The organism is Alcanivorax sp. DG881, from assembly GCF_000155615.1.
In the GTDB taxonomy this organism is placed as follows: Bacteria; Pseudomonadota; Gammaproteobacteria; order Pseudomonadales; family Alcanivoracaceae; genus Alcanivorax.
Genome location: NZ_DS989915.1, coordinates 1,223,279 through 1,249,265 on the forward strand (window position 1 = coordinate 1,223,279; position 25,987 = coordinate 1,249,265).

A 25,987-nucleotide genomic window follows, 5' to 3' on the forward strand; every position below is an offset into this window, starting at 1 on the left:
ATGGGACAACAGATTGGCGTGCACAGCCATGGCGATTTCCGATCACCGGGGTAAGGTGTTGGCCGACGATGCGGGTGCTGCGCCACCGTCTGACGCGCTGCCCCATCAGCAGCGCAGTCCCCTCGGGACCATTTCAGATGGACGGCAGGCCAGCCCCCGCCTTGCTGGCGCAGAGCAGTGGTTCAGGCTCTCGCCCGGCACAATAACAACGATTCAACGGCAGAAATGCCAGTACTAATACGCGCACAACACTATCGGGAGAAGTATTCCATGAGCACCCCTTCACTGAACGAGCAGTTCACCAATACCGCCGAATTTATCGAGCATAACTGCCAGCGGTATGCGGACATGCCTGCCTACCACTGTCTGGGCCAGACACTGACCTTTGCGGACCTGGAAGAGAAGTCCCGCCATCTGGCCAAGTGGTTCCAGCATGCCTGCGGACTGCAACAGGGTGACCGCGTGGCCATTCAGCTGCCCAACCTGAACCAGTACCCGATTGCCGCTTACGCCGCTTTCCGGGCCGGCCTGGTGGTGGTCAACACCAACCCGCTGTACACGCCGCGGGAAATGCAGCATCAATTCAGTGATTCCGGCGCCAAAGCGCTGGTGGTGTTTGCCGACGCGTTGGACCGGCTGGAAGCCATCAAGGCCGACACCCAGGTTGAGCACGTGCTGGTGACCGGCCCGGCAGACCTGATTGCCCCGCCCAAAGAGACCCAGCACGGCTATCACGATTTTGTGGCGGCCATGGAACAAGGCGCCAACCTGCCTGACCTGGAACCCATCAAGGCCCAGCGTGAAGACATCGCCGTGCTGCAATACACCGGCGGCACCACCGGTGTGGCCAAAGGCGCCAGCCTGACCCACGCCAACATTCTGGCCAACGCGGCGCAGATGGAAGACCGCCTGGGCGAGCGCTGTGAAGCCGGCAAGGAGATTTTTGTCTGCCCGCTGCCGCTGTACCACATCTATGCGTTCACCGTGAACATGCTGGCCCTGTTCAACCTGGGCGCCATGAATGTGCTGATTCCCAACCCGCGGGATCTGGACGGCTTTGTGAAAACCATCCAGCCGTTCAAGTTCACCGGCCTGGCCGGTATCAATACCCTGTTTGTCGGCCTGTGCCGCCATCCGGATTTCAAGGCTCTGGACTTCTCCAGCCTCAAGCTCACCTTCTCCGGCGGCAGCGCGCTGACCAGCTCCGCCGCCAAGCTGTGGCAATCCGTAACTGGCTGCCCGGTTACCGAAGGCTGGGGCCTGAGCGAAACCTCACCGGTCGCCACCTTGAACCAGTTCGGTGCCGAAGAGCTGGGCACCGTCGGCGCCCCCTTGATCGGAACCGAAGTGCAAGCCTGGGACGAAGAGGGAAACCCGCTGGCCATTGGCGAAGTGGGCGAACTGGTGATCCGCGGGCCACAGGTGATGCAGGGTTACTGGAATCGTCCGGAAGAAACGGCCAAGTCCATGAAGGACGGTTTCTTCCGCACCGGTGACGTGGGTGTGGTGCAGGAAAATGGCAATATCAAGATTGTCGATCGCCTGAAAGACATGATCATCGTCTCCGGTTTCAACGTGTACCCCAACGAAATCGAAGATGTACTGAGTCGTCACCCCAGCGTTGTGGAAGCGGCTGTCGTCGGCAAGCCCGATGACAAGACCGGCGAAGCGGTGTGTGCCCATGTGGCCCTGTCGGAAGACGTGCCAGTGAACGACATTATTGCCTTCTGCCGCGAGGAGCTGACCGCCTACAAGGTGCCCAAGCACGTGATCGTGCATGCGGAATTGCCCAAATCCACCGTGGGCAAGATTCTGCGCCGCGAACTACGCGACCAGTAATTTTCAAGGCTCACATTACGGCGCCGTCTCTGCTGCGTGAACGCAGTCAGAGCGGCGCCGTTTTTTTAGGCTCTTCACGGGTGAGAGTGGATAACACGCTTCTCGCCGTCTGATCGATTCGCGAATACCCGGCACTTTGCCAAACGCTCGACACCCGGCCTGACCCTTCTGCGGTGCGTTGTAGATATTGTGGGAGAGGATGCTTGCATCCCGAATGTACTCTTGGTCACCTCTGCCCCCCGTTCTACTGTGATAAGAAGCCTGCCACACTCCAACGTCATTCGTGATGCAAGCATCACTTCCCACAAAATCAGTAGAAGCCGTGCCGTTGGGCGTTTTACAGAGGCTCCCCAGTTCATCGCTTCAACCTTCCAGCGCATCAGCGGGCTGATTTAACCTCGAGCATCAGGCGTTTGGCATCCAGCCATCCAGCAATGCCGGCATTTCTGGCAACGCTACGATCAATCAGGCGCAACCGGTGTTTTTCACGTTCATCCGCAAAGAACCAAAAAAAGGGCCACATGGCCCCTTCTTGAGAATGCCCCGAAATCAGAGAATAACCAGATGATTGGGCAATTCGTTTTTCTGCTCCGTGGCGGGCACATGAGCCGCCAGCTTGTCACCGCAGGCGGCCACGCATTCCTGGAACCCCTTGGCCACGTCACCGCGTTTCAGGTCCGCGATAAAGGCATCCACCATGCTTTGCCACTCGCTGTCGGGAACATGCTGGGCGATCCCCTGATCCGCAAGAATCTCCACATAGTGCTCGGCCTCGCTGACAAAGATCAGCACGCCCGTGGCACCTTTGGTGCGATGCAGCCCCTGCTGCAGAAACGCCTGGCGCGCCAACCCGGCAGCACGGGCCTGCTGTAACCGCCGCGGCACCAGCCGGAACTGGATTGGCTTCACGCGGAACAGCACCGCCAGCCCCAACAACACGCCCCACTGCAGCAGCAGAGCTTCAAACGGGGTGAGCCACACGGGGAGGAACAGCAGTACCGCCGGCACCAACAAGGACAGCAGGGCCGCCCACATGACGGTGACGTAGCGATAATCATCCGCCTGCCGGGCCAACACGGTAACCAGCTCCGCGTCAGTGCGGGTTTCCTGTTCGCTGATGGCGCGGGCCAGTGCATCCTGTGCAGTGTTATCCAACAACATTACCAACCTCCCGAGGCACCACCGCCTCCAAAACCACCACCGCCGCCGCCGAAGCCGCCGCCACCAAAACCGCCACCGCCGAAACCACCGGCGCCCATTCCCATGGGCAGGAACATCAAGCCACCACGACGACCACCACGGCCACCGCCGCCCCCAAAGGAGAGCAGGAAGGTGAGCACGATCATGACGCAGAGAATCAGCAATGCCTTGCCGCTGGACACTTTCTGCCGGGGTTGCTGTTCACCCTGGTACTCGCCCTTGATCGCAGCCTGGATGCTGGTTACCCCGGCCTGAATGCCGCCATAGAATTGCCCCTGACGGAAAGCCGGCAAAATTTCCTGCTGGACGATTACACTGGAAAGCGCATCCGTGAGGACACCTTCCAGACCATAGCCCACTTCAATGCGCACCTTGCGATCATTGGGGGCCACGATCAGTAGCACGCCGTTGTCGTTCTCTTTGCTGCCGATGCCCCATTCACGGCCCAGTTGATAGCCATAATCGGCAATGTCGTAGCCCTGCAAATCGGGCAAGGTAACCACCACCAGCTGATTGGACGTATTCTGTTCTGCAGCGGCCAGGGCCTGGGTGAGGCTCTGGGTCTGGGCGGGGGTCAGCAACCCCGCTTCATCGACCACCCGACCGGACAACGCCGGAAATTCCGGCGCCGCCCACAGCGAGGTGCTGAGCAGCAGAACAATCAGTGCGAAATAGCGCATTAAACCCTGCCCTAGTTAAAGTTCACGGTGGGAGCCTGGTCCGCGTCTTCGGCGGTGGCTTCATAGGTGTCACGCTGTTCCATGTCGCTGTACAGGAAGCTGTGCCACAGGCGACCGGGGAAGGTGCGGATTTCCGTGTTGTATTGCTGCACCGCAGCGATGTAATCCCGGCGCGCCACACTGATACGGTTTTCCGTGCCTTCCAGCTGCGATTGCAGGGCCAGGAAGTTCTGGTTGGCCTTCAAATCCGGGTAGCGTTCTGCCACCACCATCAGCCGCTGCAGGGCGGACCCCAGTTGACGCTGGGCCTGCTCGAACTGCTTCAGCTTTTCCGGATTATTGAGCATGTTGCCATCCACCTGGATGGAGCCCACCTTGGCCCGAGCCTGGGTCACGTCCACCAACACTTCCTGCTCGTGGCTGGCATAGCCCTTGACCGTATTGACCAGGTTGGGGATCAGGTCGGCGCGGCGCTGGTACTGGTTTTCCACCTGGGACCAGGCGGCTTTGACCTGCTCGTCGTAGGTGGGGATGTTGTTGATGCCACAGCCGCTCAACCAGCCAGCCAGCAATACCAGCATGGCGCTGCGCCACACCGTGGCCATGCGCGGCATCGCCCGCGCGGTCAGTGTCTTTGTCATCGATCCAGTCTCCTTGATGGTGTTTGTGTTGTCAGAATCGTCACGGCTCTCTGAGCGTATCGATCCAGACCGACAGCGGCTGCTGCCGTTTTTCTGCTTGCAGGGCCGCCAGCAACCGTTGTTTGTCGCGGCGGCTTAACCGTTTTATCCGTGCTTCCAGCTGACTGGCAGAGGCCCTGTCACCCCCCGGCAGCAGCAACACCGGGCGCACCGGACGGCGGGCCCGGGTATAACGCGCCCCTTTCGGGCTGGTGTTGTGCTCGTGAAACCGGCGCGCCGGTTCGGTGCTGATCCCGGTATACAATGACCGGTCCGCACACTCCACCATATACACCCACCACTGTTGCATGGTTTTACACCCACCCCTGCGATGGCTGGTATGATGCCAGAGACACTGCGCGCACTTAAGCGCCATTACAACAAACCTCAAGCGACAAGGATGCAATTATGGTGACCTATCTTTATTGGTTCCTGGTGGCAGCATTGGTCATTGGTACGCTGTTCGGTCTGGGCGTACGGCTGGGAAAATGGAAGCCCGCGCTGATTATTGCTGTGATCATCTGGCTGACCGCCACCATCGCCTACTACTTCTGGCTTCAGCAGGTCTTCGTGAAACGCTTTGGCGGCACCATGCATATCACCGTGCCCGAAGAGCAGTACCACATCAGCGCCACCTGGAAAGATGACAACCTGTGGATCGAAAACTACAACCCGGAAACCAACGAGTGCATTTTCCGGGAATATTCCCGTGGCAACATGCTGGAAGGGAAAGTCATCATCAAGAACTGTAGCCCGCTGCAAAGCACTGGCATGGTTCTGCCTAAAGATTCCGCTGTGCAGTAACCGCAACGCCCCGCGCCAACCGTGACTCTGTGCAGGGTTGGCGCTATCCTGCAGCGCTTTACATCGCACAGGACTCCCCCATGAGCACCTCCCTAAGCACCTTGCTGGACACCCTGAACAGCGCCCCCGAAAGCATCACTTTCGACGCGGTACAAGCCGTCATTGCCGAGCACTACCACTACACCCCGGCCTCCTTCATCAATGGTGAGGGCGATGACAGTGTGCGTAACGAAGCCGGCACCAACGAAGGCTCGTGCAAGGTTTTTGCCTTCGCCAAACTCCAGACGCTTTCCGATGCGCAGACCCTGGCCTGCTTCGGCCATTTTTACCGCGAGCACGTACTGGGCAAACCGGACGGCAGCGACCACGCCAACATTCGCACCTTCATGCGCCACGGCCTGAGCCAGGTGGTGTTCGACACTCCCGCACTGGCAGCAAAATAGCGGCATCGTGGATAGCGCTGGCTGGGCGCCTGATGCGGCGAACAGGAAATCTCATCAAGGCCGGAACGTCCCTTCGCGCTGCCTTGACCGGTCTTCGCGATACTCTCAATATCGAGCGTTCCGGCAATCACGCTGACGCAAACAAAGGACACCCTGCATGCCCAGCCCCCTGCGCCATGCCCTGACCACGCTTGCCCTGCTGGCGACCCCGCTGGCAAGCGCCGACTCAGCCTGCGCCCCGGCGCTGGATGCCTCCGTGCGCAAGCTGCACGCCAGTAGCGAGCTGGACTTGTGCGCCCTGACGGCGGGCAAGTTGACACTGGTCGTCAACACGGCCAGCCAGTGCGGCTACACCCCACAGTTCAAAGGCCTGGAAGCGCTATACCAGAAGTATCGCGAGCAGGGCATGATCGTGATCGGCTTCCCCTCCGACGACTTCCGCCAGGAACTGGACGATGAGGCCGATACCGCCAGCATCTGCTATGTGAACTACGGCGTCAGCTTCCCCATGGCAGCCACCAGTCAAGTCAAGGGCGATGCCACCAACCCGGTGTTCAAGGCGCTGAACCAGGCGGCCGGCGAGCCCGCCTGGAACTTCAACAAATACCTGGTGCCCGCCAGCGGCGACGGCATTATCCATTTCCCCTCAGCGGAAAAGCCTCTGGGTGGCAAGCTGGAAGCGGCCATCCGGCAAGCGCTGCCCGGCTCTCAAGGCCAGGCGGACTAGCCACTGTGGTGGTGGCAGCGTTCATATGAGCCTGCTATTGTGATCGATCAACCCATCAGCCCCGATGAGTCCCGTGAAAGTTCGTAACAGTAAGGAACAACAACGGTATCGCCTGGAACGCGACATGGAACGCTTTCTCTCCGAAGGCGGGTCCATTAGTGAAGTGCCAAACGGGGTGAGTGGCGCCGATGCAGTCTCCGGCAAAGGCCACCAGACGGTGCTGTTCAATGGCCCACGTCAGGCGCAACGCACTGACCTGAGCCAGGTGGCAGCCACGATTGATTCACGCAAGCACAAGCCACGCCGGCAACGCTTGAATGCCCGACCGCAGCGCAAACTGGTTTATGACGACTTCGGCGAACCACTACGCTGGGTCTGGCAGAATAAATAACCCGCCTTATGGCACCCTTATGGCACATCCAAGGACAGGTCTATGAAACGGTTTTTCCTGCTGGTATCCCTGATTGTCGCTGGCCAGGCCGGCTACGCCGAGATTATTGAAACCGAAGTCACCCTGCCTGACGGCCTGGGCAAAGGCATCATGTACCTCAACGATGACCAGAAAGACCCTGGCCCCGGGGTGATTGTGGTGCACGAATGGTGGGGCCTGAACGACTATGCCCGTAACCGCGCCCACATGCTGGCCCAGGCGGGTTACACCGCCCTGGCCGTGGACATGTACGGTACCGGCGAAGTCGCGACCCACCCCAAAGACGCAAAAAGCTTTATGGAAACCGCCCTGGCTGACCCGGAAACCATGAACGCCCGTTTCCAGGCGGCCCGCTCCATGATGCTCAAACAGCAGCAGGTAGCACCGGGCCGCTTGTTTGCCATTGGCTACTGCTTTGGCGGTGCGGTGGTGCTGGAACAGGCGCGCCGGGGAACCGACCTGGCCGGAGTAGCCAGCTTCCACGGTAGCCTGGGCACGGAGAACCCGGCCAAGGCCGGCGACATCAAGGCCCGCGTGCTGGTCGCCACCGGCCAGGCAGACCCCATGGTGCCCGCCAAACAGGTCAGTGGTTTCGTCAGCGAGATGACCACCGCCGGCGCTGATTTCCAGTTACTCAGCTTCCCCGGCGTGAAACACAGCTTCACCAATCCGGGGGCAGATGCCGCCGGCAAACGCTTCGACATGCCGCTGGCCTACAGTGCCCATGCGGACCAGGTCAGCTGGAAAGCGCTGGTCGACTTTCTGGAACACGAGGAATAACCACCCGCACCAGAATTGCGCATCACCGCGCACCACGCACCATGCCGGCACAAATTCACGTACCGGCATGGTCACCCTCCTCGCAAACACCACCCCTTTCGCGCTCTCCTTCTTTCTCCGCCAGCCCATAGCCCGTGCGGCCAACCCACTTTTTTCCTCAACACAGGTCTATCTTGGCACTCCCTTTGCTTTGCTATGAACAGAGGAATCGAATGGCCTTGTTGCCATCCAACGCTCAACACAATGTGCACCAATAGACCGCTAGGGTTCCGGTCGTCTGCGTCAGCAGCCGATGCCTGGTCCGAGAGCAGTCGACCTTCTTGGCGCCGATAGACCCGCAACAACGTCTACCGGCAGGGGGTTACACGGCGGGACAAAAGCCCGGGAGGACACGATGACAACCTTGTCATTGGATTCCTCATCGTCCGTAGCCAAGGAGGTCCACCATGACCCGTTCCGTACGAAAGACCGCTGCCGTTGCAGCACTTGCCCTGTTCACCTCACTCATGCCGGTCACCGCGCTGGCTAAAGATTCCTTCAGCATCTGCTGGTCCATCTATGTGGGCTGGATGCCGTGGGATTACGGCGCCCAGCAAAAAATCGTGGATAAATGGGCCGACAAGTACGACATCGACATCGACGTGGTGCAGATCAACGACTACGTGGAATCCATCAACCAGTACACCGCCGGCGCCTACGACGGTTGCGCCATGACCAACATGGACGCCCTGACCATTCCCGCCGCCGGCGGCGTGGATTCCACGGCTCTTATCGTCGGCGATTTCTCCAACGGCAATGACGGCGTTGTGCTGAAAGGCGCTGACACACTGGCTGACATCAAGGGCCAGGACGTGAACCTGGTGGAACTGTCTGTTTCTCACTACATGCTGGCACGGGGACTGGAAAGCGTGGGGCTGAGCGAAAAAGACCTGACCGTGGTGAACACCTCCGACGCTGATCTGGTTTCTGCCTATACCAGTGATGACGTCACTGCCGTGGCCACCTGGAATCCGTTGCTCAGCGAAATCACCCGCATGCCGAACAGCCACAAGGTCTTCGACTCTTCGAAAATTCCTGGCGAGATCATCGACCTGATGATCGTTAACACAGAAACACTCAACGCCAACCCCAATTTCGGCAAAGCCCTCACCGGTGCCTGGTACGAGATCATGGCCACCATGTCCGCCGACGATGATGCCGGCAAAGCGGCCCGAACCTTCATGGGCCAAGCCTCCGGCACCGACCTGGCCGGCTACGAAGCGCAACTGGCCTCCACCCGCATGTTCTACCAACCCGCTGAAGCGGTGGAGTTTGTGAACAGCGCCGCACTGAAAGACACCATGCAGAAAGTGGCGGGGTTCTCTTTCGACCATGGACTGCTGGGTGAAGGAGCCCCGGATGCCGGCTTTATTGGCATCGAAACGCCGTCTGGAGTTTATGGCAACAAGGGCAACATCAAACTGCGATTCATCCCGGACTATATGGCCATGGCCGCCGAAGGGAAGCTGTAAAGACGCATCCGCACGGCACGCTGGCACGCAAGGTGCCGGCCTCTGCCGCTGGCGAGCCATCTGCCTTCGCACCAAGGAAACGCCATGAAGAAATTTATCAATCGCCGACCAGCCAACGCTGCTCGCTGGGCTTTGGGGATGCTGCCTTTTGTGCTGCTTCTCATCATCTACATGCTGGCATCCGATGCCCGCCTGGCAGAGAACCCCAATGACAAACTGCTGCCTGCGCTGGATACATTTGTGCAGGCCATCGAGCGGATGGCGTTTGAGCCCAGTAAGCGCACCGGTGACTACCTGATGCTTAACGACACAATGGCCAGCCTCCAGCGACTGGCCATTGGGGTCGGGATCAGTGCCCTGGTTGCCCTTATGGTAGGGATAGGGAACGGCACCATCCCCTTGATTCGTGCCACATTTTCCCCTCTGGTGACCGGCCTTTCTCTCGTGCCGCCCATGGCCATCCTTCCCGTTTTGTTCATCGTATTCGGGCTGGGAGAGCTGGCAAAGGTCATGCTGATCATTATTGGCATCACCCCTTTCATGATCCGGGATCTTCAACAAAGAGCGCTGGAAATTCCCGCCGAACAAATCATCAAGATGCAGACACTGGGTGCTAACACCTGGCAAATCATTACCCGCCTGGTATGGCCACAGTTGATGCCACGACTCATTGGCGTCGTGCGTCTCTCATTGGGACCCGCCTGGCTTTTCCTTATCGCCGCAGAAGCCATCGCTGCCACCGACGGGCTCGGCTACCGGATTTTTCTGGTGCGCCGTTACCTGGCCATGGATGTGATTCTGCCCTACGTCATGTGGATTACCCTGCTGGCCTTTGCCATCGACTTCATTCTCAGCCGCTACTCGCAATGGCGCTACCCCTGGTTCCATGGAGGAAAGTCCTGATGGCGATTATCGAGATGAAAAACCTGTGGAAGGAGTATGGCGACCAGGTGGTGCTGGAAAGGCTCAATGCCACCGTTCAGGAAGGTGAGTTCGTCACCATCGTGGGGGCCTCCGGTTGTGGCAAGACCACCTTTCTGAAAATGCTGCTGGGCACAGAGGAACCTACCCGTGGAGAAATGCTACTGGATGGCCAACCTCTCACTCCCGAGCCCGATGACAGCCGCGGTGTCGTCTTCCAGCGGTACTCCGTGCTCAGTCATTTAACCGCACTGGACAATGTCATGCTTGGAGGCGAGCTGCAAAGCAGCCGTTGGCTGGGCATCAGTTTCGGCAAACAGCGCCGCAAGCTTCGCAAGGAAGCATTGGCAATGCTGGAATCGGTAGGCCTGGATCAGGCAGCAGACAAATACCCCCATGAACTGTCGGGCGGCATGCAACAACGCCTTGCCCTCGCCCAGGCACTGATTAAGAAGCCTCGCATCCTGCTACTGGATGAACCTTTCGGTGCCCTGGACCCGGGCATCCGCGCCGACATGCACAAGCTGGTGCTGTCCCTGTGGAAAGAACAAAAGCTCACCGTGTTCATGATCACCCATGACATCAACGAAGGCTTCTATCTGGGCACCCGTCTGTGGGTCTTCGACAAACCCCGCCTGGACCCGCAAGCCCCCGGTGCCTACGGCGCCCGCGTGACCTATGACTTGCCCGTAGGGGACTGCCAAACCGGCACGCTTACCTCCATTAACGAAAGCGTGGACAACACCAGCCGCGCCATCGACCGTTTTTAAGGTGCTCACCATGACCGAATCACTCAGCAATTCTGCCACCCCCAGTCATGCCCTCTACAGCACTACCCTGCCCGGCAGCGCTCACTGGTCGCTGCGGGTACGCCGTGGTATGCAGCTGCGCTTCACCGACCTGGACGGTGGCGCCAACCTGGGCCTGCTGATGTACAACCCGGAAGACCTGTTGGAACGCTACAACGCACCGGACACATTAAAAGGCCAGCACACCTTCAAGCTGACCCGGGGCAACTGCCTGTATTCCGACATGGGCCGGGTATTCGCGTCCATTGTGGAAGACGACTTCGGCTGGCATGACTCCGTATGCGGGACACTCAGCGAGAAAGCGCTGCAAGAAAAGTACACCGCTCGCTCTTATCAGGATCACCACAATCAATGGACCCTCAGTGGTGAACACAGCTTCCTCACGGAACTGGCGAAATACGGCCTCACCGAACGGGACATGGCCGCCAACCTGAATCTGTTTTCCAAGGTCACCACCGACAATGACGGCAACCTGGTCTTTGATTCGTCTGCGGCCAAAGCCGGAGCCAGTCTCACCCTGCGTTTTGAAATGGACACCCTGGTCATCCTGAACAGCTGCCCCCATCCGCTCAATCCAGCGAAGGATTACCCGATGAAGCCGGTAGGTATCGAAATGCTCAAAGCGCCTCCGGTACCCGACGATGATTACTGCAAAAATTTTCGTCCGGAAAACATCCGCGCCTTCGAGAACAACCGACTTTACCACCTGGGCATGTAAGCCCGGCTGCATGTAACAGGCATTACGCAACAAGGGAAAAAACATGATCAAAGCAAGCCAACGTGAACCGAACCAGGCCAGCTTTCGCGAAGTGGTGGCGGCAGGTGATTACTTCATTCATACCGTGAAGCAGGGCCAGACCGTGCGTCTGCTGGATCTGGAAGGGAACCAGGCCGCCGACACCCTGTTCTACAGCGCCGCTGACCCGGCAGAACGCTACAGTGCCATGGACACCATCCGCGAACAGGGCAATGTCTACCTCACCGCCGGCACCACGCTGATGTCCAACCGGGTGAAGCCATTACTGGAAATTGTTGCCGACACCTGTGGCCGCCACGACACCCTCGGCGGCGCCTGTGCGACGGAAAGCAATACCGTGCGTTACGATCTGGAAAAGCGCTGCATGCATGCCTGTCGCGATAGCTGGATGCTCGCCGTTAACCAGCATCCGGAATTCGCCCTGGGCAAACGCGACATCACTCACAACATCAACTTCTTCATGAACGTGCCGGTCACCGCAGAAGGCGGCCTGACCTTTGAAGACGGCATTTCCGCACCAGGAAAATATGTGGAGCTGACCGCCTGCACGGATGTGGTCATCCTGATTTCCAACTGCCCGCAATTGAACAACCCCTGCAACGGATACAACCCGACACCGATCGAAGTGCTGATCTGGAACGATTGATCGCGCCTGCCGGGACGACCCGGATACAGCGCAAGGATTCACAGCGGGACGGCCCGCTACCGTCAAGAGACACTCACATGTTCAACAAAGTGCTGATTGCCAACCGCGGCGCCATTGCCACCCGTGTTATCCGTACCCTGAAAAAAATGGGCGTCACCGCCGTGGCCGTTTTCGCCGAAGCCGACCGGGACTCCCTGCACGTCACCCAGGCGGATGAAAGTTACTGCCTGGGCGATGGCAACGCCCGGGATACCTACCTGAATCAGGATGCCCTGTTCGCACTGATGCAGGAGCATGGCGTGGATGCGGTGCACCCCGGCTACGGTTTTCTTAGTGAAAACCCCGATTTTGTGAAAGGCTGCGAAGCACGGGGGATTGCCTTTATCGGCCCCACCCCGGAGCAGATGAACACCTTCGGCCTGAAACATACCGCTCGCGCACTGGCAGAAGAGACCGGTGTCCCGCTGCTATCAGGCACCGCCCTGCTCACCGATAAAAGTGCAGCGCTAAGTGCCGCCGACACCATTGGTTACCCGATCATGCTCAAGAGCACCGCTGGCGGCGGCGGCATCGGCATGCAGGTCTGCGAAAACGCGGCCAGCCTGGACAAAGCCTGGGATACCGTTCGGCGCCTCAGTGCCAATAATTTTTCCAACGACGGCGTCTTCATCGAAAAATATATCGCCCGGGCCCGCCATATCGAAGTGCAGGTTTTCGGCGATGGCCAGGGCAACGCTATCACCCTGGGCGAACGGGATTGCTCCGCCCAGCGTCGTCACCAGAAAGTGCTGGAAGAAACCCCGGCGCCGAACCTGCCAGATGCAGTGCGCGCAGACTTGCATGCCACCGCAAAAAACCTCATGGAAGCCGTTCATTATCGCAACGCCGGCACCGTCGAATTCATTCTCGACCAGGACAGCAACGCCTTTTATTTTCTGGAAGTGAATACCCGCCTGCAGGTCGAACACGGTGTCACCGAGCAGGTGTACGGCGTGGACCTAGTGGAATGGATGCTACAACTGGCCGCCGGAAACTTGCCTGCCCTGGATACGCTCGGCACCCACCTCACCGCCAACGGTCACGCCATTCAGGCGCGGATTTACGCGGAAGACCCGAACAAGGATTTCCAACCGAGCGCAGGACTGCTTACCGCCGTGCAGTTCCCCGATGCAGACGGGCAATCGCGCCGCATCGATCACTGGGTGGAAGCCGGGCTCACGGTGTCGCCCCTGTTCGATCCCATGCTGGCCAAAGTGATCGTTCACGAAACCAGCCGCGATGCCGCACTGGCCGCGTTGAACAGCACTCTCGCGGAAACCGGCATCGAAGGCATTGAAACCAACCGGGATTACATCCGCACCATTCTGGCGGACCCGGTCTTTGCCCAGGGCGAAATGACCACCCGCTACCTTAACGATTTCCGCTATCAGCCGTTCACCATGGATGTGCTGGCCGGAGGCACACTCACCACGGTGCAGGACTACCCTGGCCGCACGGGTTACTGGCCTGTGGGCGTTCCGCCATCCGGTCCGTTCGACAACCTAAGCTTCCGTCTGGGCAACCGCCTGCTCGGAAACGCGGAAAACGCCGCCGGGCTGGAATTCACTCTTAATGGCCCCACGCTGAAATTCAACCAGGTCACCCGCATCGCCCTCACCGGTGCGGACATGCAAGCCACACTGGATGGTCAGCCGGTTGCCTCCTATTGCGTCATCGCGATACAGCCCGGGCAGATCCTCAAGCTGGGCAAGGTCAGCGGCGAAGGGGCCCGCGCCTATCTGGCCGTGGCTGGAGGCCTGCAGTGCACGCCCTATCTGGGCTCACGCAGCACCTTCACTCTGGGGCAGTTTGGCGGGCATGGTGGCCGCGCCCTGCGCACCGGCGATGTTCTGCATTTTCAGGAAGCCGCGCCGACACCGCCATCAGCAACCGTGCCGGACTCCCTCAAGCCCGCGCTCGGCAACCACTGGACCCTGCGCGTTATTTACGGCCCCCATGGCGCCCCGGACTTTTTTACCGACGACGACATGGCCATGTTCTTCTCCACCGACTGGCAGGTGCATTACAACTCCAGCCGCACCGGGATTCGCCTGGTCGGCCCGAAGCCCAGCTGGGCTCGCAGTGACGGCGGCGAAGCCGGCATGCATCCCTCCAACATTCACGACAATGCCTACGCGGTGGGCACGGTGGACTTCACCGGTGACATGCCGGTGATCCTCGGTCCCGACGGCCCCTCCCTCGGCGGTTTCGTCTGCCCGGCTACCGTGATCCTCGCGGACCGCTGGAAACTCGGTCAGCTGAAAGCCGGCGACACCTTGCGGTTCGACGCCATCAGCCTGGAAGACGCGGATGCACTGGCGGAAGAACAGAACAACTGTGTAGCCGGCCTGCATGCCCCCGTGAAACAGGTAGAAAGCGCGGCCATGACTACTCCCATCCTCAACACCCTGTCCGCAGACGAGGCCGGGGTGGACGTAGTCTACCGCGCCGCGGGGGATCGCTATTTGCTGGTGGAATATGGCCCGCTGGTTCTGGATCTGCGTCTGCGTTTCCGTGCCCACGCCCTGATGCTATGGCTGGAAGAACAGAAACTGGATGGCGTTATCGAACTGACGCCAGGCATTCGCTCTCTGCAGATTCATTTCGATCCACTGCGACTACCGCGCCCTGCATTACTGAAAAAACTCGCCGACGCCGAACATGCCCTGCAACGGCAGGACGATCTGGAAGTGCCTTCACGCATTGTCCATATCCCGCTGAGCTGGGATGACGAAGCCTGTCACCAGGCCATCGAAAAATACATGCAGTCCGTACGCAAGGACGCCCCCTGGTGCCCTTCCAACCTGGAATTCATTCGTCGTATTAACGGGCTTGGCAGTGTGGACGAGGTGAAAGAAATTTTGTTCAGCGCCAGTTATGTAGTCATGGGCCTTGGCGATGTGTATCTCGGTGCCCCGGTGGCAACACCCTACGACCCACGACACCGTCTGGTCACCACCAAGTACAACCCGGCCCGCACCTGGACGGCAGAAAACTCGGTGGGCATCGGTGGCGCCTACCTGTGCGTGTACGGCATGGAGGGTCCCGGTGGGTATCAATTCGTCGGGCGAACCCTGCAAATGTGGAACCGCTATCGCCAGACTGACGCCTTTGATCAACCCTGGTTATTACGTTTCTTCGATCAAATACGCTTTTACGAAGTGAGTCACGAAGAGCTCAACCAGATACGTCGCGACTTCCCCAAGGGGCACTACCCGATTCAGGTGGAAGACACCACGTTCAGCCTGAGCGCGTACCAGCAATTTCTCGATGACAACCAGCAGGACATCGCATCCTTCACCGATGCCCGCAATCAGGCATTTGATGCGGAGTTGCAACGCTGGGTGGAAAGCGGCCAGATCAATTTTCAGTCAGAGCAGGATCTGGACGCCGACAATGGCGCAGAGGATGTGGAAGGCACCCCTGTAGAGTCCCCGGTGGCTGGCAGCATCTGGAAACTGAAGGTGCAGGAAGGTGACAACGTGAGTCAGGGCGACGTGGTGGCGATACTGGAATCCATGAAAATGGAAATAGAAATCACCGCCCCCACCACAGGCAAGGTCATCGCCCTCGCCCGGCAGGAAGGCCAGCAGATCAATGCGGGCCAGGCCATCATGGTGCTGGACTGAAACCAGGAACTCACGAATTACGAGAAGCGAGAGTGCCAAGCCCGAAAAGTATTCGGGGTAATACTTTCTTTTATCTTTTCGTAACCCGTAACTCACAAATTATGGGGCTATCGCGCAGGTCCCGGGCAGGCTGCGTTGGTCGAAAATCAGGAACCGGTTACTGGCCTGCGCTTCACACTGCCAACGCACGCCGTCCGGCCAGGTTATAGTGATATCGGCCTGCTGCGCACTGCCCAGACCAAAATGCAGATCCGGCGGATTCTGGCCATTGAAGTTGGTATTGGCCATGCTGAAACGGGTTTGCGTTTGCTCACCGAATTCACCACCGACATCGGCAAACACCTGCACTTTTGCCCCCAACGCTTCCGTGTTCGGTGCAGCACCGACCAAACGCACCGACAGGAAACGGCTGGCAAAGCCATTACCCGTCTGGTTGCTAAAGAACTGCAACCCCTTGGAGTGATCCAACAACGCCACATCCATGTCACCATCCCTGTCATAATCCAGGCAAGTGATTCCTCTTCCATCACTGGGTAACATCAAGCCCCATTGGAATGCTTGATCCTTGAAGGTTCCGTCACCCTGGTTAATAAAGAGCCGAGGCAAGGAGTCGAAATACTCCTGTGTAATCCTCTGGTAGTAGTCTTTCGTGGCTTGCTCGCTTTCATTGCTTACAATGCCATCAGGAATCGTTCCAAAACCGTTCACATGGAATATATCCAAAAAACCATCGTTATTGAAATCAGCAAAACAGGCCCCCCAGCCCCAGCCCCCATCAGCAACGCCAGCCTCACCAGTAATATTTTCAAGAACAACATCACCACCATTGCTATTGTTACGATACAGTCTATTACCCGTCACCCCCCAATTACCTTCAGCCTCACTATTTGGATCGTATATGGAGGTCACAAACCAATCTAAATCGCCATCATTGTCGTAATCTCCTAATGCTGCCCCCATTCCATTCTCATCGGAAATAACCTCCCTATCGGTGACGTTACCGAAGTGACCACTACCCTCCCCTTGCATAACCACGCTGGTGCCGAAATCAGATGCCAATAACAAGTCAATTTCACCATCGCTATTCATGTCTGCAAACTGGGGCGAAAAATTGAAATCTTGAGACATACTGTCGCTAGACAATCCAGACTCACCGTCAAAATGCATCAATTCTTCACCACCGTTATTTTTCCAAAAAACAGGGGCAGTGAGGACATTTCCAGGAACCCAATGCGCCAGAAAAATTTCCGGGTAACCGTCATTATTAGTATCTGAGAATGACATTCCATAGGTGTGCCTACTCATGGAAATATTCGCCACACGGTAATATTTATTACTGCTATTACTTGAATAAACAGGCACATTTTTCTGCTTAATATTGCCAAATAACATTTCGCGCCGGTAATCCCCATTTAAATCTGCCATACCTACACCGGTAAACAGGCCTCCCGGGTCATCATCAAGCAACTCCATTGAATCAAACCCCGCCTGACCGCCTCGATTACGATAAAAAATCATACCCGAGGCCTCCCCACCGGCATAAGCCAGATCCAACCAGCAATTATCATCTAGATAACCTGCGCTCACTCCACCGGAAACCATCGTAGGCTCAATTGAAAACACATCAGAAACATCCCATGTTTCCGCATTAAAGCCGTGAGGGTGACTAGGTCTGCCCATAAAATCATACAGTCCGAACGCCAAATCATGGCGAGGGAGAAATACATTTAACCCGCTATTAAGTGCCAATACAGAGGGGTCCTCATCGCAGTCTCCCAATTCTGCGAAAGTGGCCAGCTCCGGAGCGGTAAAATTTAGCGCAACTGCTTTGGCATAATCCGAAGGCTCCGCCGGAGGCTCTTCTTCATCCGGTTCCGGATCGACAATCACGTCTGGCTTTGCCACCGGATTTTCACCATGTACCAAAAGATTGCCATCAGGGTCCTCGCTCAAATCCGGCGTCCATTGATTGCGGCACAGATAATTTTTCACACAATCATCGGTAAGCGAACGCAGAAATGCGGCCAGGTCGGCCACTTCACCGTCACTCAGTGCCCGGCCAGGCAATAACGGCTCTGCCAACAGGAAACTGCTGGTCTCAAGCGCTTTTCGGGTATGGGTCTCTGAATAGTCATAGCCGCCAAGCCCCTGGAACTGGGCCAGACCCGCCAACGAGAAATCATAGGTTTCAATCTCACCACGGGGATCAGCATGGTAGCGAATGGTATCCTGAAGCAGATCAAAGCTACCCGCATGGCCATAAGGCTGTGTGACACCAATATTCAACAGGCTCGGCACGCGGAAAGCATAGCGATCCTCTTCCTTGCGCGTGCTGGCCCAGCGGCCAATATCATCTTTTTCGGCACGCATGAAGCCGCGCCCGATTTGCGGAAACGCCACATTGTAGAATTTCTCATTGGTAAAGAAATCACCACTGTGGCAACTGGCACACCCCAGGCCACCTTCATCCTTGCTGGCAAAGAAGCGTTGCGCCCCCCGTTTTGCGGACAGAGACAGCACATTATTATTGCCCTCAACATAACGTTTCCACGAGGATTCAATAAAGATCATGGATTGCATGTAGGCCGCCAGGGCCCGCTGCACATTCACCAGTGTAATCACTTCTTCAGCACTGGCTTCGGGCTGGGAAAATGCCTGCCTGAACAGAGCCAACCAGTTTTCCGGGCCGTCATCCGACAACAGTCCACTGTCTCGCTCACCTCGCAATCGCGCCACCAGGCGCTCGCGGTATTGCTGCTGGGATTCCGCACTGAAAAGGTAGGCACGCATTTCGTTGTGATTGGTCAACGGGAATTTGGAGAATACCTCCATCAACCCCTCCGCCTCTGAGGCATCAGATACATTGCCGCTTTCCGGGGTGCGAATGGCCTGCCCTTTACCTCCGGCAGTCACGGTGTCATCCAGCACAAACACTCGCCCATCGAAAGTCATGCTGCGATCGAACAAGGCACTGTTGAACACCGTCTGACTGTTGCGGTGCATATTCGGTTTGCCGTCAGCAGCCGGGTCCAGATCGTTGTCAGGGTTTAGCCTGCGTTCCGGGCCGACCAATGAAGCATCCACAGGGGACACGCCAATGCCCAACGACAAGGCATCACTCCCGCCGAAATCCGGATGGTGGCACGAAGCACACGAGGCAGTAAGATCGCCAGAGAGACTATGGGAGAAAAACAGTAACTGCCCGAGTTTGATTGTCGGGTCACTGTCGGGGGTGGCCTGAGCCTGCTGCCGCGGGGTCGCCGGGTCCCCGGTGAGCCCTTTCGTGGTGATCACAGCGCGCAACCACTGGTCCAGAGGAGACACTTCAGGATCGGTATCCGGATCAGGATCAGGATCGCCACCGGTGCCCGGATCAGTGGGGGTATCTGTGTCTGGAGTACTCGGTCCAGCCCCACCGCCAGAGGATCCGCCGCCCCCACAAGCCGAGAGCAAGGCCAGCAACCCCAGCGCAAGCAAATACCGCCCAGCAATAGCGGCCACTATCCGTAATGTCATCTTGGCTATCCTGAAATCTTGTTATTATTCTAGTTAGGCAAAAACGTGCACAGTATCACACTTACAATGTGTGCGAATTATCTTACACAAGACAACATAACCACCAGCATCTTCCCGACAAACGGCAGCAATAAATTAAATTATTGATTTAAAACGATCTTTTCTCATCATATAGCCGCCTGAACGGCTCGAGGTGCCCCGCCTGGCTGTTCACCCAGGTTTGCAGGGGCTCAGGCATCGAGGAAGGCCAGTCCAGACCGTACGCCGGCGGCATAAATAGCGGCGCCAACAAGCTGGTTGCCGCCAGGTCTGCCCGTGAGAATTGCTCGCCTACCAGGTAGGTGCGCCCCTGGTAAGCCTGTGACAAGATCTGGATAGACTGCTCCAAGACCACACGACTGTCACTGACATGGGGCTCGCGAATTTGCATGGCCTTGCGCATCACTCCCTGTAATTTCGGGAAAATCATCCGCAAAAATGCCTTCCCCCAGAGCGGGCCGCCCTGGGCAAAAAAAGGAATGACCAGATTCGGGTGGTCCAGCAAGGTGTGATAACAGTAACGGCGGACGTGCGGCCCAATATTGTCATCGCAGAAGGATTCCCAGCGCAGTGCTTCTTCTCGTGCCTCCTGGCTCTGCGGGGTCAATGATCGGACCGGGAACTGCTTATCCAGGTAGCTGATAATCGACGCAGAGCCTTGCACGTAATGGCCATCATGCTCCAGAACCGGAACACTGCTGAACGGCGCCACCGCCTTCATCTTCTTCAAATGCAGGCCTGGCAGGTGGTTCTTCAGCCGGTAATCCACGCCTTTGTAGTCCAGTGCCCAGCGCACTTTCTCGCAATAGTGGGAAATCGGGAATTGATGCAGGACGATGGCCATACAGGCATCCTCTTATTGATCGAATAGCGGATTGCATGAAGGAATCAAGGGTGTGGGTCAGACGTTATGACCGCCGTTAATATTTTCTGCGCCGTTTTTTTCATGCCAGCAGACAATTTCTTTCACCGCCGCCGCCATTAAAATCACCGATCCACGGGCGCTTTCTGCCGGGTACCAGTTTACCGGCAGGGTATAACCTGCGCCGCCAGGCAGAGAAATTTGCTCAGCCGCTTTCATTACTGGCCTCCTGACGGCGCGGGCGTTTCACCAGCTCACCCTGACAATTGGGGCAACGGCTTGCATGGATGGTGCAGCAGTCCACACAGAAGGTGCATTCATAGGAACAGATATAGGCTTCTGCATCGGCCGCCAGAGAGCACTGGCAACTTTCACAGCTGGATCGCATTTCAAGCATCAGGGTCACCCGGTTAGTGCGCTTTGACTTTCTCTTTGCCGCAGCGGTCACAGCGGTATACCGTCACCAGCTTTCCCTGCTTCACATCAAACTGCTTTTCCTTGCAGATCACCCACTTGTGAAAATCGTGCTGACACATGCCTTTTCTTGGCATTTTCTTTTGCGGTTTTTTAAACGGCAGAATATCGCCCATTAGCTCAGCACCGTGACTACAACTGGTAACCAGAGCATACCGTAAATTAGGTTCATCGCGGAATTGAGTGATCAACCGGCTTCAGAACTTGTCTCATTATCCCGCCCTGGCAACCGCTGGACGCCGGATGCCCGACGACAGACGCTTGCATTCAAAACCTGAAAACCTTGGCCCCCATGCTCTCTGCGCAAAATGCATTACCCGATTACTGCCTGAATGATGGCCCTGACTATCCCTCAAAATACCCCTCAAAAGAGATACCGCAATAACGACAGTCGCTCAGGCTAAGGGGCTTTGCGTCAGGCATCCGGCGTCGAGCGTTTATTCGCGATAAACCCATCAGACGACGAGAAGCGTGTTATTCACTCTAATCCGCGAAGAACCGTAAATTAGCCCTTTCGGTTAAAGCGAGGTCAGCAACCCCACCCCCAGAACGATTTCTATTACCATGAACAATGCGGGGTAACGGTCCAGGCGGCGATCCACTAACCAGGACAGCAACCGGCCAACCGCCATGCCCAGCAAGGCCAGTGACAGGGTCACCACCACCCCGTCACGCCATTGCGGCTGATCCCGGCACACCACCAACAGCACAGCCATGGCCACACCATAACCGCCATACACAGCGCGGACCTCGTTGCGGGCCGGCACGGGCAGCGCTGTTATCGCCACCCACCGCGTTATCGAATGGGGCGACACCAGAGCCACCGCCCCCATCAACAGAAAAGCCAGCGCAGTCATTTCAATCATGAGCAGCCCCCTGCTCGGATTGTGACACTTGCCGCTGCAGCCCCCGCCACTGACACAGGGCGCAGAACGCTACCAGCAACGCCACATCCAGCAGCAGAACATGCCCCCAGAATGACAACCACGATGCCCCCAGCAGCATGACCACCGGCGTTGCCAATACCCAGGCCAGATCCGCCAGTGTCACCATTTTAGCCAGCCCGGGCGATATGGGTTTGCGCGTGGCCACAAAGGCCACATCTGCTGCAAAAACCAGCAAGGCTCCCCCGAGAATCATCAGTATCTGCGGGCTGAACGCCCCCATCAGTGACGCCAGCCCGCCCGGGGCCAACAAGAGCGCCGCACCCAATAACGTTGAGCAGACAGCATTGAATAACAGAGCATGTTTGAGTGAAGTCCAAGGCATGATGCACCTCCAGTTTATGGCTCCGGTCGCGAATTACCGCAACGGGCCGGTTAGTGTTAGATTCAGCTTCTGCTGAACAAGGAAGTGAAACAATTACCTCAGAGGTAATGGCGAAGCCTGGCGGCCATGGCCATGCTGATCCGCCACAGAAAAGTGAGAGTCCCGATGCAGACTGGCCAGATCCTCGCGGAACTGCGTAAAGCCCGCCGCCTCAGCCAACTGGAACTGGCGTTACGGGCCGACGTATCCAGCCGGCACCTGAGCTTTATCGAAACCGGGCGCAGCCAGCCAAGCCCAACCATGCTGAAACGCCTGGCTCTGGAAATGGAGCTGAATTGCCGGGACACCAATCGGTTATTGCTGGCGGCCGGTTACGCTCCCGCCTTCACCGAAACGGACCTGAGCAGTAACAGCATGGCCCCGGTCCGCGAAGCGCTGACGGTCATGCTCAGCAACCATAATCCGTTTCCTGCCGTCGTCCTCGATGCCCACTGGAACGTATTAATGGGCAACGAGGCTCAACAGCGGCTAATGGGCTTGATGATTGAGGAGCGCGGGCCTTTTCCGCACACCGCCAATGTGGTCGAACTGGTGTTCCATCCCCAGGGTTATCGGCCGTTTCTGCGCAACTGGGATGAGGTGGCCAGTTTTCTGCTGCGCCGCCTGCACCGTGACCAGCAAGCACGTCCGGACCCGGCGCTGGCCGCCTTGTTGGACCGGCTGGCGGAACTGGCCCATGTGGATGAGCTGCTGCACCAGCAGCCCGGCACGCCCCGCGACGAACCCATGATGGCGCTGGAGATCGAGCTGGCCGGGCAGCGGCTACGCAGCTTCTCCACCCTGGCCAGCTTCGGCACTGCGCTGGATGTGGTCATGGAAGAACTGCGCATCGAACACTACTTCCCCGCCGATGAGGCCACCCGCCGCTGGTTCCGAAATCAGATTCAATAGGTTTCAACCATCGAAGGGGGGCGTACAAACCCGTATAATTCGCCCCCCAAGCAATCACCGGCAGCGACAATGACTGACTTTATCCCCGGCCAACGCTGGCTGAGCGAATCCGAAACCGAACTGGGCCTCGGCATCATCAAGGAATTGGATTACCGACTGGTCACCGTGGAATACCCGGCGGTAGAGGAAGAGCGCACCTACGCAAAAAACAATGCCCCGTTGTCCCGCGTCACGTTCGACAGCGGCGACACCATCCGCACCGCCGATGAAGTGGAGCTGGTGGTCACCGAGGTCAACGAGCTCAACGGCCTCAAGGTCTACATGGCTCACCCCAAGGACGGCAGCCCGGACGATATTCAGCCAGTGCCGGAAACCAACCTGGGTCACACCCTGCGTCTGACGGCCGCACTGGACCGCCTGCTCTCCAACCAGTTGTCTTCCAATCGCTGGTTTGAGCTTCGTATCGACGCCCTCAATGCCCATTGCCGTCAGCAGCAATCCACCATCAAGGGATTGCGTGGCCCGCGCATCGACCTGATTGGGCACCAGCTGTATATCGCTGACCAGGTGGCCAACCGTTTTGCCCCACGGGTATTGCTTGCCGACGAAGTAGGTCTGGGGAAAACCATCGAAGCCGGCCTGATCCTGCATCAACAATTGCTCACTGGCCGGGCCAAACGGGTATTGGTCGTGGTGCCCTCACCGCTGGTGCACCAGTGGTTTGTGGAAATGGTGCGCCGTTTCAATCTGCATTTCTCTATTTTTGATGCCGAGCGCCTAAACGCCCTGCAGCCGGAAACCAGCATCAAGGACATGCTGGCGCAGATTATTGAAGAAGAAAACGCCCCGGACGACGATGCAGACGAAACGCCAGGCAGTGTCAGCGCCGCTAGCGGTGACGACAACCCGTTCCTCAGTGAACAGCTGATACTGTGCAGCACGGATTTCCTCAGCCAGTGCGATATCGACCAACTGGCGGCGGCCGACTGGGATTTGCTGGTGGTCGACGAAGCCCATCACCTGGAATGGTCCGCACAGCAGGCCAGTGACGATTACCAGCGCGTGGAAACCATTGCCCAACAAGCACGAGGCTTGCTGCTGCTGACGGCCACCCCGGAACAGCTCGGCCTGGAAAGCCACTATGCCCGTCTGCGCCTGCTTGATCCGGAACGCTACCCCAGCCTGGAGGCCTTCAAGGAAGAGCAGGCCCATTATCAGGATGTGGCGGCACTGGCCGGACGATTGCACGACGAACCCAGTTGGGATGCAGCACTAAAGCAAGAAGCGGTTGCCCTGCTCCCGGACATGAATATTGACGAAGCGGACCGCGACGCGATCCAGACGGAACTACTGGACCGCTCCGGCCCCGGCCGCGTCATGTTCCGCAATACCCGCCACAACATCGCCGGCTTCCCGGCACGCCACGTGCACGGCATTCCGCTGACGCTGCCTGACGAATACAAATACGACAGTGACGAAGAAATTGACGGCCACCTGCACCCGGAAACCCTGTTCCACGATGACCGCTGGTGCAGCCTGGATCCCCGAGTGAACTGGCTGGAAAACTTTTTCAAACAGCATCGTCACGACAAGGTGCTGGTGATCTGTGCCAGCAAACACACCGCCACCGACCTGCATGCCCACTGTAACTACAAGCTGGGCATGAACGTGGCCATGTTCCATGAAGACATGGACCTGATCGAACGGGACCGGGCCGCCGCCTTTTTCGCCGATGACTTCGACGGTGCCCAGGCGCTGATCTGCTCGGAAATCGGCTCCGAAGGCCGTAACTTCCAGTTTGCCCACCATCTGGTGCTGCTGGATCTGCCCTTGAACCCGGACCTGCTGGAACAGCGTATCGGTCGCCTGGACCGTATCGGCCAGACCGAAGATATCCAGATTCACGTGCCCTACTTCGAGCAGCACGCTCAAGAGGTGCTGTTCCGCTGGTATCACGACGGCATGAATGCCTTCGAGCACACCAACCCGGCCGGCCACGACATCTATCTGCGCAGCCGCGACGCGCTGGAACCGCTGCTTACCGGCGACCCGGAATACACCGCCATCGAAGCGCTGGTCGACGATACCCGCACCATCACTTCCGAGCTGCATACGCTACTGGAGACCGGCCGCGACCGACTGCTGGAGCTGAGTTCGTTCGACGGTGAGCGAGCTGAAACCTTGATCACCGACCTGATCGCCGCGGATGACGACAGCCCACTGCCTTTCATGCAGCGCATCTTTGATCGTTACGGCGTGGAACAGGAAGATCATTCCGACACGGCCATCATCCTCAAACCCGGCCCGCACATGCGCGATGCGTTCCCTGCCCTGCCGGAAGAAGGCGTGACCATGACCGACAACCGGGCCACCGCACTAGCCCGTGACGACATGCAGTTTCTGACCTGGGAGCATCCCATGGTCACCGGCAGCCTGGAGATGATGCTCACCGAACACCGTGGCAAAGCCGCCGTCAGCCTGCTCAAGAATCCCAAAATCAAGGCTGGCACCCTACTGATCGAAGCCATCTATACCGTTGATGCCATTGCCCCCAAACAGTTGCAGGCAGACCGTTTCCTGCCCACCACAGTGATTCGTCACCTGCTGGATGGCAATGGCAAGAACATCAGCCAGGCCATCAGCCACGACGGCCTGAGCCAGCAATGCCACAAGATGGACAAGCCACTCAGCCGCAAGATCGTTGGCAGCCAGAAACCCCTGCTGGAGAAATTGCTGAAAGCTGACGAAGCCAACGCCAGTCAGGAAGCGGAAAGTATTATTGCTGCTGCCCAGGAAAAAATGCGTGCCGAACAGGCCCATGAGTTGGCCCGCCTGAAGGCGCTGCAAGCCAAAAACCCGGCAGTCCGCCATGAAGAAGTAGAGGCTCTGGAAGCACAGACACACGCCCTGGAAAAGTGCCTCAACGAAGCGCGCTGCCAGCTTGAAGCCGTGCGAATTATTGTTTCGGGAGGAGACTAACC

Annotated in this window: 26 protein-coding genes and 1 riboswitch; of the genes, 14 read left to right on the forward strand and 12 right to left on the reverse strand. The window is 57.9% G+C overall.

The features are described from left to right. The first annotated feature begins 270 nt into the window (after positions 1-270). Positions 271-1,839 carry an AMP-binding protein gene (locus tag ADG881_RS05455; RefSeq protein ID WP_007149334.1) on the forward strand — a complete coding sequence of 523 codons (1,569 nt, stop codon included), beginning with the start codon at positions 271-273 and terminating at the stop codon, positions 1,837-1,839. Positions 1,840-2,218: 379 nt separating this feature from the next. On the opposite strand, the gene ADG881_RS17500 is transcribed toward ADG881_RS05455, so the two are convergent. The 5 genes from ADG881_RS17500 to ADG881_RS05475 are packed head-to-tail and all read right to left on the reverse strand — an operon-like array spanning position 2,219 to position 4,709. Continuing rightward, complete coding sequence (locus ADG881_RS17500) at positions 2,219-2,362, reverse strand: hypothetical protein (RefSeq protein WP_007150790.1); 144 nt, start codon at positions 2,360-2,362, stop codon at positions 2,219-2,221. A gap of 26 nt (positions 2,363-2,388) precedes the next feature. Beyond that, the gene (locus ADG881_RS05460; RefSeq protein ID WP_007150800.1) at positions 2,389-3,000 is read right to left on the reverse strand and encodes a TPM domain-containing protein; all 612 of its coding nucleotides are present in this window, start codon (positions 2,998-3,000) and stop codon (positions 2,389-2,391) included. Next, positions 3,000-3,719 (reverse strand): YgcG family protein, encoded by a 720-nt coding sequence (locus ADG881_RS05465; RefSeq protein WP_007149952.1) that lies wholly within the window; start codon positions 3,717-3,719, stop codon positions 3,000-3,002. The genes ADG881_RS05460 and ADG881_RS05465 overlap by 1 nt, the downstream gene beginning before the upstream one ends. An 11-nt stretch (positions 3,720-3,730) precedes the next feature. Further along, positions 3,731-4,360 (reverse strand): LemA family protein, encoded by a 630-nt coding sequence (locus tag ADG881_RS05470; RefSeq protein ID WP_007151255.1) that lies wholly within the window; start codon positions 4,358-4,360, stop codon positions 3,731-3,733. A 40-nt stretch (positions 4,361-4,400) separates the two neighbouring features. Then, positions 4,401-4,709: a GIY-YIG nuclease family protein gene (locus ADG881_RS05475; RefSeq protein ID WP_007149151.1), complete on the reverse strand. Its 309-nt coding sequence runs from the start codon at positions 4,707-4,709 to the stop codon at positions 4,401-4,403. A gap of 98 nt (positions 4,710-4,807) precedes the next feature. Between ADG881_RS05475 and ADG881_RS05480 the strand changes: the two genes are divergently transcribed. The 11 genes from ADG881_RS05480 to uca all read left to right on the forward strand — a co-directional run bounded on the left by ADG881_RS05480 (position 4,808) and on the right by uca (position 15,895). Beyond that, complete coding sequence (locus tag ADG881_RS05480) at positions 4,808-5,203, forward strand: hypothetical protein (protein ID WP_007150039.1); 396 nt, start codon at positions 4,808-4,810, stop codon at positions 5,201-5,203. An 80-nt stretch (positions 5,204-5,283) separates the two neighbouring features. After that, positions 5,284-5,646 carry a HopJ type III effector protein gene (locus ADG881_RS05485; RefSeq protein WP_007149779.1) on the forward strand — a complete coding sequence of 121 codons (363 nt, stop codon included), beginning with the start codon at positions 5,284-5,286 and terminating at the stop codon, positions 5,644-5,646. A 157-nt stretch (positions 5,647-5,803) separates the two neighbouring features. Continuing rightward, positions 5,804-6,373: a glutathione peroxidase gene (locus ADG881_RS05490; RefSeq protein WP_007149689.1), complete on the forward strand. Its 570-nt coding sequence runs from the start codon at positions 5,804-5,806 to the stop codon at positions 6,371-6,373. Between the two features lie 64 nt (positions 6,374-6,437). Then, positions 6,438-6,764 carry a hypothetical protein gene (locus ADG881_RS05495; protein ID WP_155132931.1) on the forward strand — a complete coding sequence of 109 codons (327 nt, stop codon included), beginning with the start codon at positions 6,438-6,440 and terminating at the stop codon, positions 6,762-6,764. Between the two features lie 42 nt (positions 6,765-6,806). Next, positions 6,807-7,583 (forward strand): dienelactone hydrolase family protein, encoded by a 777-nt coding sequence (locus ADG881_RS05500; RefSeq protein ID WP_007150449.1) that lies wholly within the window; start codon positions 6,807-6,809, stop codon positions 7,581-7,583. Positions 7,584-7,833: 250 nt separating this feature from the next. Continuing rightward, a riboswitch (guanidine-I (ykkC/yxkD leader) is annotated at positions 7,834-7,973 on the forward strand. A gap of 56 nt (positions 7,974-8,029) precedes the next feature. Then, positions 8,030-9,094, forward strand: a complete 1,065-nt coding sequence (locus ADG881_RS05505; protein WP_007150509.1) for a putative urea ABC transporter substrate-binding protein — start codon at positions 8,030-8,032, stop codon at positions 9,092-9,094. Positions 9,095-9,178: 84 nt separating this feature from the next. After that, a complete protein-coding gene (locus ADG881_RS05510; RefSeq protein ID WP_007149209.1) occupies positions 9,179-9,997 on the forward strand; it encodes an ABC transporter permease in 819 nt (272 codons plus the stop codon). After that, on the forward strand, positions 9,997-10,785 hold the full coding sequence (locus ADG881_RS05515; protein ID WP_007149997.1) for an ABC transporter ATP-binding protein: 789 nt from the start codon (positions 9,997-9,999) through the stop codon (positions 10,783-10,785). The genes ADG881_RS05510 and ADG881_RS05515 overlap by 1 nt, the downstream gene beginning before the upstream one ends. Before the next feature lie 10 nt (positions 10,786-10,795). After that, a complete protein-coding gene (locus tag ADG881_RS05520) occupies positions 10,796-11,542 on the forward strand; it encodes an urea amidolyase associated protein UAAP1 (RefSeq protein WP_039926288.1) in 747 nt (248 codons plus the stop codon). A 43-nt stretch (positions 11,543-11,585) separates the two neighbouring features. Continuing rightward, entirely contained in the window at positions 11,586-12,227 is a 642-nt protein-coding gene (locus ADG881_RS05525) for an urea amidolyase associated protein UAAP2 (RefSeq protein WP_007149035.1), read from the forward strand. 77 nt (positions 12,228-12,304) lie between these two features. Next, positions 12,305-15,895 carry an urea carboxylase gene (gene uca / locus ADG881_RS05530; RefSeq protein WP_007149816.1) on the forward strand — a complete coding sequence of 1,197 codons (3,591 nt, stop codon included), beginning with the start codon at positions 12,305-12,307 and terminating at the stop codon, positions 15,893-15,895. Between the two features lie 99 nt (positions 15,896-15,994). On the opposite strand, the gene ADG881_RS17230 is transcribed toward uca, so the two are convergent. The 7 genes from ADG881_RS17230 to ADG881_RS05565 all read right to left on the reverse strand — a co-directional run bounded on the left by ADG881_RS17230 (position 15,995) and on the right by ADG881_RS05565 (position 22,055). Beyond that, positions 15,995-19,411 (reverse strand): FG-GAP-like repeat-containing protein, encoded by a 3,417-nt coding sequence (locus tag ADG881_RS17230; protein WP_083787460.1) that lies wholly within the window; start codon positions 19,409-19,411, stop codon positions 15,995-15,997. Between the two features lie 148 nt (positions 19,412-19,559). Then, complete coding sequence (locus ADG881_RS05540; RefSeq protein ID WP_007148935.1) at positions 19,560-20,294, reverse strand: glutathione S-transferase family protein; 735 nt, start codon at positions 20,292-20,294, stop codon at positions 19,560-19,562. A gap of 57 nt (positions 20,295-20,351) precedes the next feature. Beyond that, a complete protein-coding gene (locus ADG881_RS05545) occupies positions 20,352-20,531 on the reverse strand; it encodes a hypothetical protein (protein WP_007151345.1) in 180 nt (59 codons plus the stop codon). Beyond that, a complete protein-coding gene (locus ADG881_RS05550) occupies positions 20,518-20,709 on the reverse strand; it encodes a DUF1272 domain-containing protein (RefSeq protein WP_039926291.1) in 192 nt (63 codons plus the stop codon). Before ADG881_RS05550 ends, ADG881_RS05545 begins: the two co-directional genes overlap by 14 nt. A gap of 13 nt (positions 20,710-20,722) precedes the next feature. Next, complete coding sequence (locus tag ADG881_RS05555) at positions 20,723-20,902, reverse strand: hypothetical protein (RefSeq protein WP_007148642.1); 180 nt, start codon at positions 20,900-20,902, stop codon at positions 20,723-20,725. 402 nt (positions 20,903-21,304) lie between these two features. Then, entirely contained in the window at positions 21,305-21,652 is a 348-nt protein-coding gene (locus ADG881_RS05560) for a DUF4345 domain-containing protein (RefSeq protein WP_007151544.1), read from the reverse strand. Continuing rightward, a complete protein-coding gene (locus tag ADG881_RS05565; protein WP_156790347.1) occupies positions 21,645-22,055 on the reverse strand; it encodes a hypothetical protein in 411 nt (136 codons plus the stop codon). The genes ADG881_RS05560 and ADG881_RS05565 overlap by 8 nt, the downstream gene beginning before the upstream one ends. A 165-nt stretch (positions 22,056-22,220) precedes the next feature. Between ADG881_RS05565 and ADG881_RS05570 the strand changes: the two genes are divergently transcribed. Both ADG881_RS05570 and rapA read left to right on the forward strand, forming a co-directional pair. Then, positions 22,221-23,006 (forward strand): helix-turn-helix domain-containing protein, encoded by a 786-nt coding sequence (locus ADG881_RS05570; protein WP_007149104.1) that lies wholly within the window; start codon positions 22,221-22,223, stop codon positions 23,004-23,006. A gap of 69 nt (positions 23,007-23,075) precedes the next feature. After that, on the forward strand, positions 23,076-25,985 hold the full coding sequence (gene rapA, locus ADG881_RS05575; protein ID WP_007148884.1) for an RNA polymerase-associated protein RapA: 2,910 nt from the start codon (positions 23,076-23,078) through the stop codon (positions 25,983-25,985). Positions 25,986-25,987: the final 2 nt, after the last annotated feature.

Excerpts from the sequence above, each read along its gene's own strand:
- ADG881_RS05505 (WP_007150509.1), top strand. The coding sequence starts at position 8,030 with ATGACCCGTTCCGTACGAAAGACCGCTGCCGTTGCAGCACTTGCCCTG.
- ADG881_RS05455 (WP_007149334.1), top strand. The coding sequence starts at position 271 with ATGAGCACCCCTTCACTGAACGAGCAGTTCACCAATACCGCCGAATTT.
- ADG881_RS05485 (WP_007149779.1), top strand. The coding sequence starts at position 5,284 with ATGAGCACCTCCCTAAGCACCTTGCTGGACACCCTGAACAGCGCCCCC.
- ADG881_RS05495 (WP_155132931.1), top strand. The coding sequence starts at position 6,438 with ATGAGTCCCGTGAAAGTTCGTAACAGTAAGGAACAACAACGGTATCGC.
- ADG881_RS05475 (WP_007149151.1), bottom strand. The coding sequence starts at position 4,709 with ATGCAACAGTGGTGGGTGTATATGGTGGAGTGTGCGGACCGGTCATTG.
- ADG881_RS05550 (WP_039926291.1), bottom strand. The coding sequence starts at position 20,709 with ATGCTTGAAATGCGATCCAGCTGTGAAAGTTGCCAGTGCTCTCTGGCG.
- uca (WP_007149816.1), top strand. The coding sequence starts at position 12,305 with ATGTTCAACAAAGTGCTGATTGCCAACCGCGGCGCCATTGCCACCCGT.
- ADG881_RS05480 (WP_007150039.1), top strand. The coding sequence starts at position 4,808 with ATGGTGACCTATCTTTATTGGTTCCTGGTGGCAGCATTGGTCATTGGT.
- ADG881_RS05540 (WP_007148935.1), bottom strand. The coding sequence starts at position 20,294 with ATGGCCATCGTCCTGCATCAATTCCCGATTTCCCACTATTGCGAGAAA.
- ADG881_RS05565 (WP_156790347.1), bottom strand. The coding sequence starts at position 22,055 with ATGCCTTGGACTTCACTCAAACATGCTCTGTTATTCAATGCTGTCTGC.
- ADG881_RS05460 (WP_007150800.1), bottom strand. The coding sequence starts at position 3,000 with ATGTTGTTGGATAACACTGCACAGGATGCACTGGCCCGCGCCATCAGC.
- ADG881_RS05465 (WP_007149952.1), bottom strand. The coding sequence starts at position 3,719 with ATGCGCTATTTCGCACTGATTGTTCTGCTGCTCAGCACCTCGCTGTGG.
- ADG881_RS17500 (WP_007150790.1), bottom strand. The coding sequence starts at position 2,362 with ATGTGGCCCTTTTTTTGGTTCTTTGCGGATGAACGTGAAAAACACCGG.
- ADG881_RS05470 (WP_007151255.1), bottom strand. The coding sequence starts at position 4,360 with ATGACAAAGACACTGACCGCGCGGGCGATGCCGCGCATGGCCACGGTG.
- rapA (WP_007148884.1), top strand. The coding sequence starts at position 23,076 with ATGACTGACTTTATCCCCGGCCAACGCTGGCTGAGCGAATCCGAAACC.
- ADG881_RS05490 (WP_007149689.1), top strand. The coding sequence starts at position 5,804 with ATGCCCAGCCCCCTGCGCCATGCCCTGACCACGCTTGCCCTGCTGGCG.
- ADG881_RS05515 (WP_007149997.1), top strand. The coding sequence starts at position 9,997 with ATGGCGATTATCGAGATGAAAAACCTGTGGAAGGAGTATGGCGACCAG.
- ADG881_RS05525 (WP_007149035.1), top strand. The coding sequence starts at position 11,586 with ATGATCAAAGCAAGCCAACGTGAACCGAACCAGGCCAGCTTTCGCGAA.
- ADG881_RS05510 (WP_007149209.1), top strand. The coding sequence starts at position 9,179 with ATGAAGAAATTTATCAATCGCCGACCAGCCAACGCTGCTCGCTGGGCT.
- ADG881_RS05570 (WP_007149104.1), top strand. The coding sequence starts at position 22,221 with ATGCAGACTGGCCAGATCCTCGCGGAACTGCGTAAAGCCCGCCGCCTC.
- ADG881_RS05520 (WP_039926288.1), top strand. The coding sequence starts at position 10,796 with ATGACCGAATCACTCAGCAATTCTGCCACCCCCAGTCATGCCCTCTAC.
- ADG881_RS05555 (WP_007148642.1), bottom strand. The coding sequence starts at position 20,902 with ATGGGCGATATTCTGCCGTTTAAAAAACCGCAAAAGAAAATGCCAAGA.
- ADG881_RS17230 (WP_083787460.1), bottom strand. The coding sequence starts at position 19,411 with ATGACATTACGGATAGTGGCCGCTATTGCTGGGCGGTATTTGCTTGCG.
- ADG881_RS05500 (WP_007150449.1), top strand. The coding sequence starts at position 6,807 with ATGAAACGGTTTTTCCTGCTGGTATCCCTGATTGTCGCTGGCCAGGCC.
- ADG881_RS05545 (WP_007151345.1), bottom strand. The coding sequence starts at position 20,531 with ATGAAAGCGGCTGAGCAAATTTCTCTGCCTGGCGGCGCAGGTTATACC.
- ADG881_RS05560 (WP_007151544.1), bottom strand. The coding sequence starts at position 21,652 with ATGATTGAAATGACTGCGCTGGCTTTTCTGTTGATGGGGGCGGTGGCT.